The 15,860-nt window shown below is 39.5% G+C and carries 17 protein-coding genes; 11 read left to right on the top strand and 6 right to left on the bottom strand.

Annotated features, from left to right (window positions below):
- Window positions 1-3 precede the first annotated feature (3 nt).
- On the top strand, window positions 4-504 hold the full coding sequence (locus tag ACIQXP_RS20520) for a phosphoglycerate mutase family protein (protein ID WP_387507363.1): 501 nt from the start codon (window positions 4-6) through the stop codon (window positions 502-504).
- Between the two features lie 207 nt (window positions 505-711).
- Here the strand turns inward: ACIQXP_RS20520 and ACIQXP_RS20515 are convergent, their stop codons facing one another.
- The 4 genes from ACIQXP_RS20515 to porX form a co-directional block, all read right to left on the bottom strand.
- Window positions 712-1,395 (bottom strand): M15 family metallopeptidase, encoded by a 684-nt coding sequence (locus ACIQXP_RS20515; protein ID WP_387507361.1) that lies wholly within the window; start codon window positions 1,393-1,395, stop codon window positions 712-714.
- Between the two features lie 73 nt (window positions 1,396-1,468).
- Window positions 1,469-2,695, bottom strand: a complete 1,227-nt coding sequence (locus ACIQXP_RS20510) for an alanine dehydrogenase (RefSeq protein WP_090983443.1) — start codon at window positions 2,693-2,695, stop codon at window positions 1,469-1,471.
- Between the two features lie 73 nt (window positions 2,696-2,768).
- Entirely contained in the window at window positions 2,769-3,185 is a 417-nt protein-coding gene (tsaE, locus tag ACIQXP_RS20505; RefSeq protein ID WP_293744940.1) for a tRNA (adenosine(37)-N6)-threonylcarbamoyltransferase complex ATPase subunit type 1 TsaE, read from the bottom strand.
- Window positions 3,186-3,352: 167 nt separating this feature from the next.
- Window positions 3,353-4,906 carry a T9SS response regulator signal transducer PorX gene (gene porX, locus ACIQXP_RS20500; RefSeq protein ID WP_387507358.1) on the bottom strand — a complete coding sequence of 518 codons (1,554 nt, stop codon included), beginning with the start codon at window positions 4,904-4,906 and terminating at the stop codon, window positions 3,353-3,355.
- Window positions 4,907-5,017: 111 nt separating this feature from the next.
- Here porX and ACIQXP_RS20495 point away from each other — a divergent pair, with 111 nt between their 5' ends.
- The 10 genes from ACIQXP_RS20495 to ACIQXP_RS20450 all read left to right on the top strand — a co-directional run bounded on the left by ACIQXP_RS20495 (window position 5,018) and on the right by ACIQXP_RS20450 (window position 13,396).
- A complete protein-coding gene (locus ACIQXP_RS20495; RefSeq protein ID WP_387507355.1) occupies window positions 5,018-6,241 on the top strand; it encodes an HD domain-containing protein in 1,224 nt (407 codons plus the stop codon).
- A 122-nt stretch (window positions 6,242-6,363) separates the two neighbouring features.
- Complete coding sequence (gene lpxD, locus ACIQXP_RS20490) at window positions 6,364-7,440, top strand: UDP-3-O-(3-hydroxymyristoyl)glucosamine N-acyltransferase (protein WP_293744943.1); 1,077 nt, start codon at window positions 6,364-6,366, stop codon at window positions 7,438-7,440.
- On the top strand, window positions 7,430-8,842 hold the full coding sequence (locus ACIQXP_RS20485) for a bifunctional UDP-3-O-[3-hydroxymyristoyl] N-acetylglucosamine deacetylase/3-hydroxyacyl-ACP dehydratase (RefSeq protein WP_090983432.1): 1,413 nt from the start codon (window positions 7,430-7,432) through the stop codon (window positions 8,840-8,842). The genes lpxD and ACIQXP_RS20485 overlap by 11 nt, the downstream gene beginning before the upstream one ends.
- Window positions 8,842-9,627: an acyl-ACP--UDP-N-acetylglucosamine O-acyltransferase gene (lpxA, locus tag ACIQXP_RS20480; RefSeq protein WP_090983430.1), complete on the top strand. Its 786-nt coding sequence runs from the start codon at window positions 8,842-8,844 to the stop codon at window positions 9,625-9,627. The genes ACIQXP_RS20485 and lpxA overlap by 1 nt, the downstream gene beginning before the upstream one ends.
- A gap of 122 nt (window positions 9,628-9,749) precedes the next feature.
- Window positions 9,750-10,166, top strand: coding sequence for a GNAT family N-acetyltransferase (locus tag ACIQXP_RS20475; RefSeq protein WP_387507350.1), 417 nt, complete (start codon window positions 9,750-9,752; stop codon window positions 10,164-10,166).
- 13 nt (window positions 10,167-10,179) lie between these two features.
- On the top strand, window positions 10,180-10,797 hold the full coding sequence (locus ACIQXP_RS20470; RefSeq protein WP_293744945.1) for an ABC transporter ATP-binding protein: 618 nt from the start codon (window positions 10,180-10,182) through the stop codon (window positions 10,795-10,797).
- 501 nt (window positions 10,798-11,298) lie between these two features.
- Window positions 11,299-11,859: an elongation factor P gene (gene efp, locus ACIQXP_RS20465; protein ID WP_090983424.1), complete on the top strand. Its 561-nt coding sequence runs from the start codon at window positions 11,299-11,301 to the stop codon at window positions 11,857-11,859.
- Between the two features lie 130 nt (window positions 11,860-11,989).
- Window positions 11,990-12,550, top strand: a complete 561-nt coding sequence (gene efp / locus ACIQXP_RS20460) for an elongation factor P (RefSeq protein WP_090983422.1) — start codon at window positions 11,990-11,992, stop codon at window positions 12,548-12,550.
- A gap of 116 nt (window positions 12,551-12,666) precedes the next feature.
- On the top strand, window positions 12,667-13,227 hold the full coding sequence (locus ACIQXP_RS20455) for a 5-formyltetrahydrofolate cyclo-ligase (protein WP_387507345.1): 561 nt from the start codon (window positions 12,667-12,669) through the stop codon (window positions 13,225-13,227).
- 10 nt (window positions 13,228-13,237) lie between these two features.
- Window positions 13,238-13,396, top strand: a complete 159-nt coding sequence (locus tag ACIQXP_RS20450) for a hypothetical protein (protein ID WP_167354761.1) — start codon at window positions 13,238-13,240, stop codon at window positions 13,394-13,396.
- A 206-nt stretch (window positions 13,397-13,602) separates the two neighbouring features.
- On the opposite strand, the gene ACIQXP_RS20445 is transcribed toward ACIQXP_RS20450, so the two are convergent.
- Window positions 13,603-14,568, bottom strand: a complete 966-nt coding sequence (locus ACIQXP_RS20445; RefSeq protein ID WP_387507342.1) for a formimidoylglutamase — start codon at window positions 14,566-14,568, stop codon at window positions 13,603-13,605.
- The gene (hutI, locus tag ACIQXP_RS20440; RefSeq protein WP_387507340.1) at window positions 14,561-15,802 is read right to left on the bottom strand and encodes an imidazolonepropionase; all 1,242 of its coding nucleotides are present in this window, start codon (window positions 15,800-15,802) and stop codon (window positions 14,561-14,563) included. Before hutI ends, ACIQXP_RS20445 begins: the two co-directional genes overlap by 8 nt.
- Window positions 15,803-15,860 lie beyond the last annotated feature (58 nt).

Below are 15,860 nucleotides of genomic sequence, written 5' to 3'. Positions count from 1 at the left end.
GGTATGAAAAAACTTTTCGTATTACTGGCCTTAACACTGCTATTCATTAATATCGTTTCTGCGCAAACCACTACGGTTTGGGTTGTCAGGCACGCCGAGAAAGACAAATCCAATCCACAGGATAATAACCCAAGCCTCTCTGAAGAAGGAAGAATCCGGGCAGGAGATTTATCTGCATACCTTAAAAAGGTAAAGTTTGATGTTGCTTTTGCCACACCCACAAAAAGAACACACCAAACATTAGATTCACTGGTGATTCCGAAAGTGGTTAATTATAAAGACATCAAATCGCTTGTGGATAGCATTAAAACCAATTATGTTGGCAAAAACGTGATTATTGCCGGCCATTCGAACACGGTTCTTGAGATTATTGAAGCCTTTGGCGGCAAAAGACCCAAAGAAGAATTAACAGACGATGATTATGACTATATTTTTGAATTATCTGTTAAAGGAGATAAAGCGCGGGTAAAAATGGACCAATACGGCAGGCCACACCATTTGTAGTTTTTTAGTTCAGGTTATTGTGTTGTCAGGTGTTACCACCAGACAGTTGAAAATTAAATATTAAGTAATTTAGTGTAAAATGGTAACATCTTACCCCACCACGTTTGCATTAAGATTCCCGCATCCACGAGAATAACGATCACACTAGTGGAGTTTGTCAGCTTATCGAAGAACTTATAATAAGCCAATGGCAATTGAACTAGTAAACTACAGTTTCCCGAAAGGAATATCCATTAAATCATAATTTCTCCATTCCGAGAAATCATAATGCCACCATTCATTTTCCAGCACATTCATGCGGTATTTAGCCATGATGGTGATAAGAAAATCACGGTTTTTCTTTGCTTCCGGAGATACATTCTCATACTTGGCTGCAGCAGCAGCCGAAAAACTATCGTAAGGTGTTGGCATCGGAAGTTCTTTGCCCGTCTTCAAATTAATCAACGTCAAATCTACTGCACAGCCCCTATTGTGTTTCGATCCCTTTGCCGGATTGGCTACAAAATTTTTATCACTTGCTTTTTTATAAAACTCAACGGTAATGGCATATGGCCGGTAGCCATCAAATATTTTTAAGCCATAACCATTTTTATTTAATTCCCTCTGGATCTTTTTTAACAATTCTACGACTGGCTTTCGCGCAAAAGCCCTCGCCTGCTTATACATGATCTGCCGCATAAAATTATCTTTAGTGGCGTAGCGGATATCCAGTTTGATATTGGGAATGGCTTTCTTAATTTCAACCAATTCGTTGTTCGGGTCTGTTTTTATGGATGCCAGATACTGATTATAGGAACTGACCACTACAAGCTTGTTTGTGGTTGACGGTTTATTTTGCGCGCAGACGCTAACCGAGAGGAAAAGAAATAATGTAAAGAGTTTGATTTTCATGCTTTAACATCAAGATGTTTGACTGTGGCTTCAGGATACATCCGTCTTACATCATACATTTTATATCCAAATTTTATTGATTCGAAACCACTAATAATTCAAGATCCTTAAATGGCAAATTAAACATATCAGCCAGATCCTTATTGGTGCAGTTACCTTGATAAATGTAAAGTGCTTCGCGGATTCCCGGGTTATTCCAAACCATATTCATCAGACCTCCCAGTTCGCCTATATCCAATAAAATCGGTGCAAAGATATTGGTCAGCGCATACGACGCCGTTCTTGGAACGCGAGAGGCTATATTAGGCACACAATAATGAATTACATCGTACTTTCTAAAAACCGGATTGGCATGGTTGGTTACTTCAGAAGTTTCGAAACAACCACCCTGGTCAATACTAACATCAATCACCACCGAATGTGGTTTCATCCGGGCGACCGTTTCTTCCATCACTATACACGGACTACGCCCATGAGTTGCCCTAATGGCTCCAATTACCACATCGCAGGTTGTGATAGCCTTATTTAAAACGATAGGCTGCATAACCGAGGTAAATACCCTGCTGCCCAGATTATTTTGCAAACGGCGTAAGCGGTAAATAGAACTGTCAAAAACTTTTACTTCTGCACCTAATGACAAGGCAGTTCTGGCAGCATATTCACCCACCGTTCCGGCGCCTAAAATCACAATTTCTGTTGGAGGAACCCCTGTGAAGCCACCCAACATCAAGCCCTTTCCTCCGGTTACATTACTCAGATATTCTGCGGCAATTAAAATAGAGGTCGAACCTACAATTTCGCTCATCGCGCGCACTACACTCAGTGTATTGCCCTCGTCGCGAAGATTCTCAAAACATAACGCATTAATTTTTTTATGCATCAAGGCTTTCAGGTAATCTTGCTTAAGCGTTCCGGTCTGCAAGGAGGAGATAAGCGTTTGCCCCTTATGCATCATTTCAATTTCTTCCAGCATTGGGGGGGCAATCTTCACCAGGATATCAGCATCAAAAACTTCCTTTTTGTTATAGGCAATTTTTGCGCCCTGCTCCGCATATTCCGTATCAGAAAAATTAGCGGCAATGCCTGCTCCGCTTTCTAAAACAACCCGATGCCCGTTATTTACCAGCAAAGCAACAGATAAAGGGGTTAATGCAATTCTATTTTCCTGAAAAGAAATTTCTTTGGGTATTCCTATGTATAGATTGTTTTTTTTATTTCTGGTTTCTAGCGTTGCTTCTTGCGTTTGTAATAAACCCTGACGAGCTATATCGGCCATTCCTTCGCGTAATCCTGTAGCCATGTTGAATTAAAATTATGATAGTTTTAGGTTGTTCAAGGTACGCAAAATCTGTTAATTTATTGATAACGAATTGTTATACCTTCGAAAAGCGGAATAGCCTGCGGTTTTCATCCAGCACATTGATCACAACATTAATAAGATTTTCGGGCAATAATTCTTCTACCCGCTCCGGCCACTCAATTAAACAAATACCGCCACCATAAAAATACTCCTCATACCCCAAATCGTAGGCTTCGCGGATATCTTTTATCCGGTAAAAATCGAAATGAAATACCGGTCCGTTAGGGCTATCATATTCGTTAACGATAGAATAAGTTGGGCTTGAAACTACATCGGCTATGCCTAAAGCTGCACAAAAAGTTTTGATGAAGGTTGTTTTTCCAGCGCCCATATCGCCTTCAAATATGAAGACTTTCTCACTGCCTGCAAAATCTGAAAGTTGCTGAGCAACAGCAGGCAAATCGGCTAAACTATTTACTTCGATATCCATTTTGTAAAATAAAGGCAAAAGTAATACATAATTGGATTGCTTTTGCCTTACTCTTAAATTTGAATGAAACAGATTCTGAAACAAGTTCAGGATGACGATTCTATTGAATGAGACAGTCTCATATCTCCAATCTAGTATCTAAAATCTAGTATCTAAAATCTCTGAAACTACCTCGGCGAATACGTCACGACCGGAATAATCATTTCTTCTAAAGAGATCCCGCCATGCTGGAAAGTTTCGTTATAGTAATTTACAAACTGGTTGTAATTGTTCGGATAAACGAAATAGCTATCCTCTCTGGCAAAAATATAACTGCTGCTGATGTTGATCTTAGGCAATAAAGCATCATGTGGATTTTTAATCAAAAACACTTCTTTTGCATTAAAATTAAGATTCCTTCCCTGCTTATACCTCAAATTGGTGTTTGTGCTTCTATCACCGATTACTTTAACCGGTTTTTTAACCCGTATGGTCCCGTGGTCGGTAGTGATGATTACCTTAACTTTTTTCTGCGAAATTTTCTTCAATAAATCCCAAAGCGGAGAATGCTCAAACCACGATAACGTTAATGAACGGTACGCGGCATCATCATTGGCCAGCTCCCGTATCATTTGCATATCGGTACGCGCATGGCTCAACATATCAACAAAGTTGAACACAATGGCATTAAAATCGTTATGCAATAAATTATTTGTTTGCTCAACCAGGTCTTTCCCCTGCTCAAAAGTCAGGATTTTATGATAACTGAATTTACAGTCCTTTCTTAAATTACGCTTTATATTATCCGCCAGGAAAGCTTCTTCATGCATGTTCTTCCCACCTTCATCATCGTCGTTTTGCCAAAGCTGAGGAAAACGTTTTTCCATATCCAAAGGCATCATACCAGAGAAAATTGCATTACGGGCATATTGTGTTGCCGTTGGCAAAATGCTCGTATACATATCTTCCTCATCTATCCTAAAATATTCTGATATTAATGGATTGATGATTTTCCATTGATCATATCTCAGATTATCTATCAGGATGAAAAATACCGGTGTGTTATCATTAATAAGCGGAAAGGCCTTTTTCTTTAATAATTCGTTCGAAAGCAAAGGGGCTTTATCCCTGTTCTTTATCCAATCCAGGTAATTTTCCTCAATAAATTTTGTAAACTGTGTATTGGCCTCCTGTTTTTGCATGGTTAAAATTTCATGCATCTGCGGATCATCCAGTTTTTCCAACTCAAGCTCCCAAAAAACTATTTTTTTGTAAACATCAATCCACTCTTCATAATTAAGCCTATCGCCTAATGTCATTCCCAAACGGCGGAAATCCTGTTGATAGGCCATAGAGGTTTTTTCACTCACCAAACGTTTGTTGTCAATCAGCTTTTTGATGGTCAGCAAAACCTGCTTAGGATTTACAGGTTTAATCAGATAATCATCAATTTTGCTGCCTATCGCATCTTCCATCAGGTTTTCTTCTTCACTTTTTGTGATCAGCACTACCGGAACATCAGGATTTAAATTCTTAATGGCCGATAAGGTTTCGATACCGCTCATTCCAGGCATATTCTCATCCAGAAAAACCAGGTCAAAATGGGATTTCCCAAATGCCTCTAAAGCATCATTTCCATTGGTAAAAGTAGTTACGTGGTAACCCTTATCATTTAATAATAATATATGTGGTTTCAACAGGTCGATTTCATCATCGGCCCATAATATTTTAGTTTCTTGCATGTTTTTGTAAAAATAGAACAGTATTGCCGTTTAATTACGGCAGGTCATTCAAACTATAAATAAAAATAGCAATTTTTGTACCGTATCTACCTATTTAACTATTTTTAACGATTGAACAAGAAGAAAATAATAAATGATCCTGTTTACGGGTTCATCAGTATCCCGTCCGAATTCGTTTACGACGTCATCTCCCACCATTATTTCCAGCGTTTGCGCTACATTAAACAGCTCGGGATGACCCATTTGGTTTATCCAGGGGCTTTACATACGCGTTTTCACCATGCCTTAGGCGCCATGCACTTAATGAGTCTGGCCATCAACCTTTTAAAAAGTAAAGGACACACCATAACTGATGGCGAAGAGGAAGCCGCCATTTTGGCCATTTTATTACACGATATCGGCCATGGCCCTTTCTCGCATGCACTTGAACATTCTTTGGTAACCGGAATCAGGCATGAAGATATATCAGCCAAACTGATGCAGGACCTGAATACACATTTCGACGGACGTTTAACCCATGCCATTGAAATTTTTAATGGTACTTACCCGAAAAAATTTCTCCATCAATTGATTTCCGGGCAGTTAGATCTGGACAGAATGGATTATTTAAACCGCGACAGCTTTTTTACGGGCGTGAGTGAGGGCGTAATCAGTTTCGATCGGATCATTAAAATGTTTAATGTTTACGATGATGATCTGGTGATTGAAGAAAAAGGCATCTATTCTATAGAAAAATTTTTAATTGCCCGCAGGCTGATGTATTGGCAGGTTTATCTGCACAAAACAGTAATATCGGGCGAGATGATTCTGGTAAAATTACTGGAACGTGCCAAGGAGTTAGCTGCTGCTGGCGAGAATTTATTTGCTTCACCATCCTTAAATTATTTTTTAAAAAACGATATCAGCGAGGCTAATTTTTTTGAACAGCATGAAAATCTTGAGCATTTTACCAACCTTGATGATCAGGATATTTATGCTGCAGTTAAGGTTTGGACCAAACATGATGATAAAATTTTGTCTACGTTATGTAAAATGCTTACTACCCGGAACCTGTATAAAGTTGAAATGGGTAACGAGAGGGCCGATACAGATCGCGTAAACTTTTTGCAGGATGCAGCAATTAATTTATTGGGAATTAAACCAGAAGAGGCCCGTTATTTTGTTTTTACCGATTCTATCCAAAACCGTGCTTATCACGCAGGCCTCGGAAATATTAAGATTTTAATGAAAAATAACAACATTGTTGATATTGCCAAGGCTTCTGATTTGTCCAATTTAGAGTCGCTACAAAAAACTGTAGAGAAATATATCCTCTGTTACCCAAGAGGTATTTAAGTTTTTTTAACAAAATATTTGACTTTTAGTGCCGTTTTAACTCTTATTATTGTGCAAATAATACACCGTTTAACCCATGCAGGTTTTTTTGTTCATATCAATTTAACATATACCTTTGTACGATGCAATTTACTGCCACGCAGATAAGTCAGTTTCTAAACGGTTCCATTGATGGTAACCCCGATGTAGCTGTTACCGAACTTTCTAAAATAGAAGACGGGAAGGAAGGCTCCCTATCTTTTCTTTCTAACCCTAAGTATGAAAACTTTTTGTATTCTACGAAGGCTTCAGTTGTTATCGTATCTAAAGATTTTGCGCCTACCCAGCCTTATACCAGCACACTAATCCGTGTTGAAAATCCATATAGTGCATTTACGATTTTACTGGATAAATATAACGAAGCTGTCAATGCACAAACCATAAAATCCGGGATTGATCAACTGGCATTCGTTCATCCTACCGCAAAAATTGGTAATAATGTATTTATTGATGCTTTTGCTTACGTTGCCGAAAATGTAGAGATTGCGGATGGTTGTAAAATAAATGCACAAACCTTTATTGGTGCTAATTCAAAAATTGGAAAAAACAGCACCTTTTTTTCTGGTGTAAAAATATACCACAATTCTATAATCGGCAGCAGCGTGGTTATCCATGCCAATACCGTTATCGGAAGTGATGGCTTTGGTTTTGCACCACAAAAAGACGGCACTTACAATAAAATTCCACAGATCGGAAACGTGATTATTGAAGATGACGTGGAAATTGGCGCAAATACCACTGTAGATCGCGCAACAATGGGATCTACAATTGTGAAAAAAGGTGCGAAAATCGATAACCTGATCCAGATTGCCCACAATGTGGAAATCGGCGAAAATACCGTTTTAGCGGCACAGTCTGGCATATCCGGAAGTACAAAGATTGGCCCAAATAGCGTTATTGGCGGGCAGGTAGGTATAGCAGGACACTTAACCTTGGCTAAGGGAACGCAAATTGGTGCACAGGCCGGCATAAATTTTAATATTACAGAAGAGAATAAACAATGGCATGGTAGTCCGGCGCAACCGCTCCGTAACTGGATGCGGGCTTCAGTCATTTTCAAACATCTTCCCGATGTGGAAAAAAGAATAAATAAGCTCGAAGAGGAGTTGAAAAAGCTCACCGCCGAACTGGAAAAGAATACAATACACAATGAACGTTAGACAAAAAACGATTAAACAGGAAATATCAGCATCTGGTGTTGGTTTACACACTGGTGCTAATGTTACTTTAACATTTTGCCCCGCCCCCGAAAATCATGGCTTCAAATTTCAGCGTATTGATTTAGAAGGCCAGCCTATTATCGACGCTGATGCAGATAATGTTACGGATACCTCACGAGGTACTACGATAACCCAAAATGGTGCTAGCGTAAGCACCGTAGAGCATGTTATGGCATCGCTGGTGGGTATGGACCTTGACAACATACTGATTAAATTAGATGGTCCGGAAACACCGATTATGGACGGGAGTTCTATCCAGTTTATTGATTTACTGGAAGAGGTGGGTACAGTTGAGCAAAATGCAGATCGTGAGTACTTTACCATTCCACATAACATTACCTATACAGAGGAAGATAGAAAAGTAGAAATTGTGGCCATGCCATTAGACGATTACCGTTTTACCTGCATGATTGACTATAACTCTCCTGTTTTGGGCAGCCAGCACGCTGGTATTAACACCATTGCAGAGTTTAAGAAAGAAATTGCTTCATGCCGTACTTTCTGCTTTCTACATGAACTGGAATACCAGCTATCGCACAATTTAATTAAAGGCGGCGATTTAAATAACGCCATTGTGATTGTAGATAAAGAAGTTACCAAGGATGAATTGAGTCACCTGGCTAAATTATTTAACCGTAAAGATATCGATGTTGCCCCACAAGGGATTTTGAACAACATGGAACTGCGCTACCAGAATGAGCCGGCGCGACATAAACTTTTGGATATGATCGGCGATTTGGCCCTGGTTGGCATGCATTTAAAAGGCCATATCATGGCCGCCCGTCCAGGCCACGCCGCAAACGTTGCCTTTGCCAAAAAGATTAAAGCAGCGATTAAAAAAGAGAAGAACAAAAAAGTACAGAAGGTATACGATCCGAGTGCAAAACCATTGTTCGATGTAGTAAAGATCATGGAAATTTTGCCTCACCGCCAGCCATTTCTCTTCGTTGATAAAATATTAGAACTTTCTAAAAACCACGTGGTTGGGGTTAAAAACGTAACCATGAACGAAGAGTTTTTCAAAGGTCATTTTCCAGGTGCACCGGTATTTCCAGGTGTACTGCAAATAGAAGCTATGGCACAGGTTGGCGGGATTCTTGTACTTTGTACTGTACCAGACCCTGAGAATTACCTTACCTATTTCCTGAAAATAGATAATGTGCGCTTTAGGGCACAGGTACTTCCTGGCGATACCATTGTTTTCCGCTGCGATTTACTTGAGCCCATCAGAAGAGGCATTGCCCAGATGAAAGGTGTAGGTATGGTAGGTGAAAAAATCGTGGTAGAAGCCGAAATGATGGCTCAAATTTCAAAAGTTAAACAAGCAGAACCCGCTCAATAATGATACAACCTTTAGCATATATACACCCTCAGGCAAAAATCGCAGAAAACGTGGTAATTGAACCTTTTGTAGTGATACATAAAGACGTTGTAATTGGCGAGGGAACCTGGATCGGATCAAATGTGACCATTATGGATGGCGCCCGGATCGGTAAAAACTGCAGAATTTTTCCTGGTGCGGTTATTTCAGGAGAGCCGCAGGACTTAAAATTTGCCGGTGAGATTACCACCGCAGAAATTGGCGATAATACCACAATACGAGAGTGTGTTACCGTTAACCGTGGCACAAAAGATAAATGGAAAACCACTATAGGCAGCAACTGTTTAATCCAGGCCTATTCGCACATTGCACATGATTGTGAGGTTGGAAATAACTGCATATTTTCCAATAGTACCACCTTGGCGGGCCACATCACCATTGGAAACAATGTCGTTTTAGCTGGTTTGGTTGCCATACACCAATTTGTTAAAGTTGGTTCTTATGCCTTTGTAACTGGCGGTTCATTGGTACGTAAAGACGTGCCACCATATGTCAAAGCAGCTCGCGAGCCACTTTCTTATGCCGGCATCAACTCTGTGGGGTTGCGTAGAAGAGGGTTTACGAACGAGCAGATTGATGAAATTCAGGAAATCTACCGTGTACTTTTTGTAAAGCACAATAACGTAACGAAAGCTTTAGACATGATCGAAGCCGAATTTAAACCTACTGAAATACGTGATGAAATCGTAGATTTTATCCGCAATTCAAATCGTGGGGTAATGAAGGGCTTTGGCATGGGAAGCTAATAAGGTAGAAGGCTGAAGGCTTTAAGGTGGATGGCAAAACCCATTACCTTAACCGAATTTAAATAAATGCTCACGGGTGATTTAAGATGATCCGGACAGATTCAGAACATGCGGATTTTAGGATGTTAGCTGCTTTATTAGATCTGGATTTGGTTATTCGAGATGGTGATGATCATGCCTTTTATGCACAATTTAATCAGATTGAGAGCATCAAGGAGCTTGTTATCGCCTATCAGAGGAGGCTGCCGGTTGCATGCGGTGTGATAAAACCTTTCACCGCCACAGCAGCCGAAGTAAAAAGGATGTTTGTACGTCCAGATTATAAGAAGCAAAGCATCGCTGCTAAAGTTTCAAGCGAATTAGAAAACTGGGCTATTGAGCTCGGTTTTTCCTTATGCGTTTTAGAAACAGGCAAAAAACAGCCAGAAGCCATTGCACTTTATCAAAAGGCACATTATCGCATCACGGCCAGTTATGAGCAATATATCGGCATTGAAAATAGCGTTTGTATGACTAAACCGCTCATCGCTAAACCCTAAACGCTTGGTACAAATGAATATTACTTTACAAAATGTTGGCAGAAGGTTTAACAAAGAGTGGATTTTTAGAAATCTAAGCGCAGAATTTACCTCAGGAAACAGTTACGCAATACTTGGACCTAATGGTTCTGGTAAGTCCACACTACTTAGCGTTTTAAACGGCAGCCTATCCCCTTCTGAGGGCAAAATTTCCTTTTTTATAGATAAGACCGAGATCCCCGTCGAAAATATTTATAAATACACCAGCCTTGCTGCCCCCTATTTGGAACTGGTTGAAACCTTTACGCTAAAAGAGATCATTGATTTTCATTTTAAGTTTAAAGATTTTGCTATTGGTTTAGACGCAAAAAAGCTGATCAGTATTTTAGGATTAGAGAAGGCAGCAAATAAACAAATCAAGTACTTTTCTTCGGGAATGAAGCAAAGAACCAAACTGGCTTTGGCCTGTTGTGCAGATACACCCATTTTATTTTTAGATGAGCCAACAAGTAATTTAGACGTTCAGGGCATAAGTTGGTACCGCGAACTCATTGAAAATTTTGGGAAAGAGCGGCTTACCATAATCGGTTCAAATCAGACACAAGAATACGATTTCTGCTCGAAACACATACAAATATCTGATTATAAGTAGTTTAAATAGCAGCATAACGATTATAGCAAAGTCTGATTTGTCATACATTTGTATTATAAATATTTTTTTGAAAAAACATTTTGATATTCGTAGATTATACTTACCTTTGCACCACCAAAAAGAGAAACAATTATTTAATTTATCTCTTTAAGTAAAGATTATATTTTTCCATTTTTGGAATCAATTATATAGCCCATAAAAGGCAAAGAATTTTTCATAGTTTAGTTTGAGGTTTAGGTTGATTATGCCTTTGGAGTGGTTCCCAAAGGCATTTCTTTTATAAGGACTTTTTCCATCACAATGCTCACCTTTTATAAACCAGATCGCACTAAAATACTTTGGATTCTACCATCTCCGTTTTGCAACTTAGAAATGGGAAGAAGATTGAAACCAAAGTATGCCTTTCCGGTTACGATTAATGAAGGTTTTGCTTTTCAAATCTGTCTGCATTTTTTAACTTTGATTTTTAATCCTTAACAAAACAATATTCACGATTACAAAATGGCAAAGGCATCAGAAGTCAAAAGCGGAAATGTACTTCGTTTTAACGGAGAGTTGGTAAGTGTAGAAGAGTACATCCACCGTACTCCAGGAAATTTAAGGGCTTTTTATCAGGCGCGTATGCGCAATGTAAAAACCGGTAAAATTGTAGAATACCGCTTCCGTACAGATGAGGAAGTCACCATTTGCCGGGTAGAAACCAGCGATTATCAATACCTTTATGAGGATGGCGATTACCTGGTGGTGATGGATAATAACACTTATGAGCAGTACAACATCCCCAAATTACTTTTTGGCAGCTCGATTAAATTCTTAAAAGAAGGTATGAATGTTACCATTGCTTTTGAAAGTGATGAGCCGATTGTTGCCCAACTTCCTAATAGTGTAGAACTGGAAATCACCTATTCTGAACCTGCCGTTAAAGGCGACACCTCCACCAGTGCGCTAAAATATGCCACTTTAGAGACAGGCGCTGAAATCAGGGTTCCTCTATTTATCAATCAGGGAGAAAAGGTGAAGATTGATACCAAAACAGGCGAATACATGGAGCGGGTGAAATAGTTTAACGATGGTTTAAATTTTCTTAAACCATAAGCCTTATGCCTTAAACCCTTATCGTTTTTTATCAAAATAATTTTACCTTTGCCGTCACGAAAAACTGAAATACAAATCCATTTTAGGATCATACAATATGGCAAAAGCATCAGAAATTAAAACAGGTAACATTCTTCGTGTAAACAATGAGCTGGTTACTGTTGACGAATGGAATCACCGCACGCCAGGAAAAGGTGGCGCATTTTATACCGGTAAATTCCGCAACATTAAAACAGGCAGAATTGTTGAAGCCCGCATGAATACCGATGAGGCAGTAGAAATCTGCCGCGTAGAAACCAACGATTACCAATACTTATATGAGGAAGGTGATTCTTTGATCGTAATGGATAACAACACCTACGAACAGTTCAATGTTGAAAAATCCTTGTTCGGTTCGGCAATTAAATTCTTAAAAGAAGGCATGAGCATCATTGTATCAATGGAAAGCGATGAAGCCATTATGGCCCAGTTACCAAACTTCGCCGAATTTGAAATTACTTACTCAGAGCCTGCGGTGAAAGGCGATACTTCAACAAATGCGCTAAAAGCAGCAACATTGGAAAATGGCGTTGAAGTTAAAGTTCCTATGTTTGTGAACCAGGGCGATAAAATTAAAATTGATACCCGTACTGGAGAGTACGTTGAGCGTGTGAAATAATTAAATCAGCACATATAGAAGCCTCTGAAGCATTAACTTCAGAGGCTTTTTAGTTTATTAGGACCCCGAAGGCATCAAAAACCTCCGGGGTCTGTAAAAATATTTAATTTGTCATTATGTTGAAATTTCAAATCAGAAAGCAAGCATTGAAGGATCGATCATCACTATCCGACTCCGCATATAACGAGTTAAACACAGCGCTCTTAAAACAGTTTAAAACGCTGGATTTTAGCTCAATTAAAACGATCCATATCTTTTTGCCGATTAAGGAACGAAAAGAACCTGATACTTTCATGCTAATCGGATGGCTCAACAAAACCCTGCCTGATATTAAAATTATTGTACCCAGGGCAGATTTTGAAACGGCATTGATGACCAGTCATGAATACTTAGGGGTAGGCGATTTAAAACAGAACGTTTATAACATCCTTGAACCTCAAAAAGGAAGCCTGCACGAAGGCGAAGTAGATCTTGTAATTATTCCACTTTTGGCTTTCGATAAACAAGGTTATCGGGTAGGTTACGGCAAAGGTTTTTATGATCGTTTTCTTAAAGGTTTAAATGCTCAAAAAATAGGTTTATCTTTGTTTCCTGCAATCAAAAAAATCGACGACGTACATGAACATGATATCAAACTCGATTTTTGCATTACACCAACAGAAATTATAAAGTTTTAAGCTCACCGGCATGCCACAGGAAATTGTTATCAAAACCGAAAAACAGTACGAAGACAATATGATTGCCGTATTTGAACTTCAGGAAAAGGAAGATTTAACGGCCGAAGACCTGAAACAAATAGAATTAATGTTAAAGGCTGGGGAGAAATACGAAGCAGAGCATCTGTAAGGGTTCATTAGTCAATGTCCATCTGTTTATCGGTCTGGGTGCTTAATAAAACAGTCTATATCTCGCGTCATCTCGACTGGAACGCAGTGGAATGACGAGATCTACCTGGAGTTAAATTTCTTATTTGCTTTTCATCCCGTTTGATATTATGGATTTTGCGGGATAAATCAACTCGGGAACAATCCGTGTTCTCAATACAGATGTGCTTAAACCCAAGAACGATGCGCTTTTACAAAATCGCTCACCAGATACGCGATCAGCTTAGCGGTTAACCGGTTTACCCTACCATCCAGCATCCGCGTAGCTCCTTCACAAATATGTAGATAAGAAAACTTATTGGCTTTACTCAAGATTAGCTTTCTGATATCATTAACCGCAAATCCAGACGGTGTTTCCGCACTTGAAAGCACGTTTTGAATACAATCCAAGTCAATTTCCAAACCTGCTGTTGTCCCTAATGCTCCAGTTAAATGGTTATAATCCGCTCCGGTTAAAATATCCTCAAAAAATACGGCCTTTAATTTAGGATTGTTATCAATCTGGCTTAAAATAGCCTCATTGTTATAATTCTGATGCAGTCCATACATCAAATAGTTACCGAGATAATTTTCATTTAAAGCGTAAGAAAAACCATTTCCGCTATGCCGGCCTTCTAGTTCCCTTAAATCAGCATGTGCGTCAATATTTAGCACATCAATTGGGCCTCTGCAGGCTAAGGAAGAACCCTTAATCATGCCATAAGCATTGTTATGTCCGCCACCAACTACAATCGGGACTTTTCCTGCCGCTACAATTTTTTCGATGACAGGATAAACCAATTCGTCAATTTCAGCCACTTTATACCGCAGGCCTTTTATGGAAGAGTCACCCGGCTCGTCAATCTCGAAATGGCCCAAAACCATGATTTCCTTACCATCCAAAAAACGGTTACTCTGGATATTTAAAAAAGCCGTCAAAGCAGGGCGCCATGCCGATGCAGCTCCTGCAATTCCGGCGTTTGCACGTACACCAATATCTTCAGGGATGCCCAGCAAAACATATTTTGCATTGATGTTTTGCAATTCTTCCCATGATGACCAAACAGCAACTTTCTCGCCCAATTTAGTTTCACCATCACGGTGGATAGTTAACCGATCGATGTCGTGCCGTGCATAGATTTTAAGGTTATCCATTATAAATTTTACCATTTAAAATTACCTGATCTACCAGGCTTTCGCCAAAACTATACGGCAGATAAGCAATTGATGGCATCGGTTTAGTAATCATTAAATTTGCCTTTTTTCCAACTGTAATACTTCCATAATCCCCGCTCAACTCCATTGCCGCAGCACCATTTAATGTTGCAGCATTGATAGCCTGCTCCGGAAACATTTTCATTTTAATGCAGGCTAATGACACTACAAAATTCATATTTCCTGAAGGTGTTGAACCCGGATTGTAATCGGTAGCCAAAGCTAACGGCAAACCAGCTTTAATAAAACCCTTAGCATCGGCGAATGGAATCCCTAAGTAAAACGAACAGGAAGGCAGCAACGTTACAATAGTACTCGCATTTCTCAGCGTTTTAATGGTTTCTTCATTACTTTCCTCTAAATGATCGACTGAAATGGCCCCATTTTTAACAGCAACCTCTATTGCTCCTGAAACTGAGAGTTGGTTGGCATGTATTTTAGGTTTTAAACCATATTTTGCCCCTGCTTTGAGTATCTGGTCGGTTTCTTCAACAGAGAAAAAACCTTTTTCACAGAAAACATCAATATAATCGGCCAGTTTTTCTTCCTCGATCTGAGGCAGCATTTCATTAATAATCAAATCAATGTAACCCTGATGATTGTTTTTAAACCCGGCAGGAAAAGCATGCGCGGCCAAAAAAGTGGCTTTAACCGGAATCGGGAATTGATCTTTCAGCCTGCGGATTACCCGCAACATTTTGATTTCACTTTCAGTCGTCAATCCATATCCGCTTTTGATTTCAACTGCCCCTGTTCCCTGAAGAATCATCTGTTTTAACCTAAGCGCAGCACTTTGGAACAATTCATCTTCTGTTGCCATTTGAAGTTTATTGGCCGAGTTTAAAATCCCTCCACCCGCCGCCGCAATTTCTTCGTAGCTTTTGCCCTGTATTTTCATGGCAAACTCTTCCTCGCGCGACGCTGCAAAAACAATATGCGTGTGGCTATCGCACCAGGATGGGAAGACGTATCGGCCTTTCGCCGACATTTGAGATGAAAGATTTGAGATTTGAGAAGGAATTGAGCTCATTTCGCCGAAATCTTTAATAAGGCCATCTTCTATCAAAAGCCATGCATTTTCGAGAACAGGTAAATCGCCTAGTTCATTACCGCGAAGCACTAACTTCTGTTTAAGATGCAGGCCTACAAGGCCTTTTATGTTTGTGATCAGCATTTATGGGCTGTTTAATTGTTGAAACTGTATAAACTGGCTAATCAAAAAGGGTTCAGTT

Origin of the sequence: Pedobacter suwonensis (genome assembly GCF_044762335.1) — a bacterium.
Lineage (GTDB): Bacteria > Bacteroidota > Bacteroidia > Sphingobacteriales > Sphingobacteriaceae > Pedobacter.
This window is presented reverse-complemented; position numbering and strand designations above follow the sequence as displayed.

Excerpts from the sequence above, each read along its gene's own strand:
- ACIQXP_RS20510 (WP_090983443.1), bottom strand. The coding sequence starts at position 2,695 with ATGGCTACAGGATTACGCGAAGGAATGGCCGATATAGCTCGTCAGGGT.
- ACIQXP_RS20515 (WP_387507361.1), bottom strand. The coding sequence starts at position 1,395 with ATGAAAATCAAACTCTTTACATTATTTCTTTTCCTCTCGGTTAGCGTC.
- lpxA (WP_090983430.1), top strand. The coding sequence starts at position 8,842 with ATGATACAACCTTTAGCATATATACACCCTCAGGCAAAAATCGCAGAA.
- porX (WP_387507358.1), bottom strand. The coding sequence starts at position 4,906 with ATGCAAGAAACTAAAATATTATGGGCCGATGATGAAATCGACCTGTTG.
- ACIQXP_RS20520 (WP_387507363.1), top strand. The coding sequence starts at position 4 with ATGAAAAAACTTTTCGTATTACTGGCCTTAACACTGCTATTCATTAAT.
- efp (WP_090983424.1), top strand. The coding sequence starts at position 11,299 with ATGGCAAAGGCATCAGAAGTCAAAAGCGGAAATGTACTTCGTTTTAAC.
- ACIQXP_RS20485 (WP_090983432.1), top strand. The coding sequence starts at position 7,430 with ATGAACGTTAGACAAAAAACGATTAAACAGGAAATATCAGCATCTGGT.
- efp (WP_090983422.1), top strand. The coding sequence starts at position 11,990 with ATGGCAAAAGCATCAGAAATTAAAACAGGTAACATTCTTCGTGTAAAC.
- lpxD (WP_293744943.1), top strand. The coding sequence starts at position 6,364 with ATGCAATTTACTGCCACGCAGATAAGTCAGTTTCTAAACGGTTCCATT.
- tsaE (WP_293744940.1), bottom strand. The coding sequence starts at position 3,185 with ATGGATATCGAAGTAAATAGTTTAGCCGATTTGCCTGCTGTTGCTCAG.
- ACIQXP_RS20470 (WP_293744945.1), top strand. The coding sequence starts at position 10,180 with ATGAATATTACTTTACAAAATGTTGGCAGAAGGTTTAACAAAGAGTGG.
- ACIQXP_RS20455 (WP_387507345.1), top strand. The coding sequence starts at position 12,667 with ATGTTGAAATTTCAAATCAGAAAGCAAGCATTGAAGGATCGATCATCA.
- ACIQXP_RS20445 (WP_387507342.1), bottom strand. The coding sequence starts at position 14,568 with ATGGATAACCTTAAAATCTATGCACGGCACGACATCGATCGGTTAACT.
- ACIQXP_RS20475 (WP_387507350.1), top strand. The coding sequence starts at position 9,750 with ATGTTAGCTGCTTTATTAGATCTGGATTTGGTTATTCGAGATGGTGAT.
- ACIQXP_RS20450 (WP_167354761.1), top strand. The coding sequence starts at position 13,238 with ATGCCACAGGAAATTGTTATCAAAACCGAAAAACAGTACGAAGACAAT.
- hutI (WP_387507340.1), bottom strand. The coding sequence starts at position 15,802 with ATGCTGATCACAAACATAAAAGGCCTTGTAGGCCTGCATCTTAAACAG.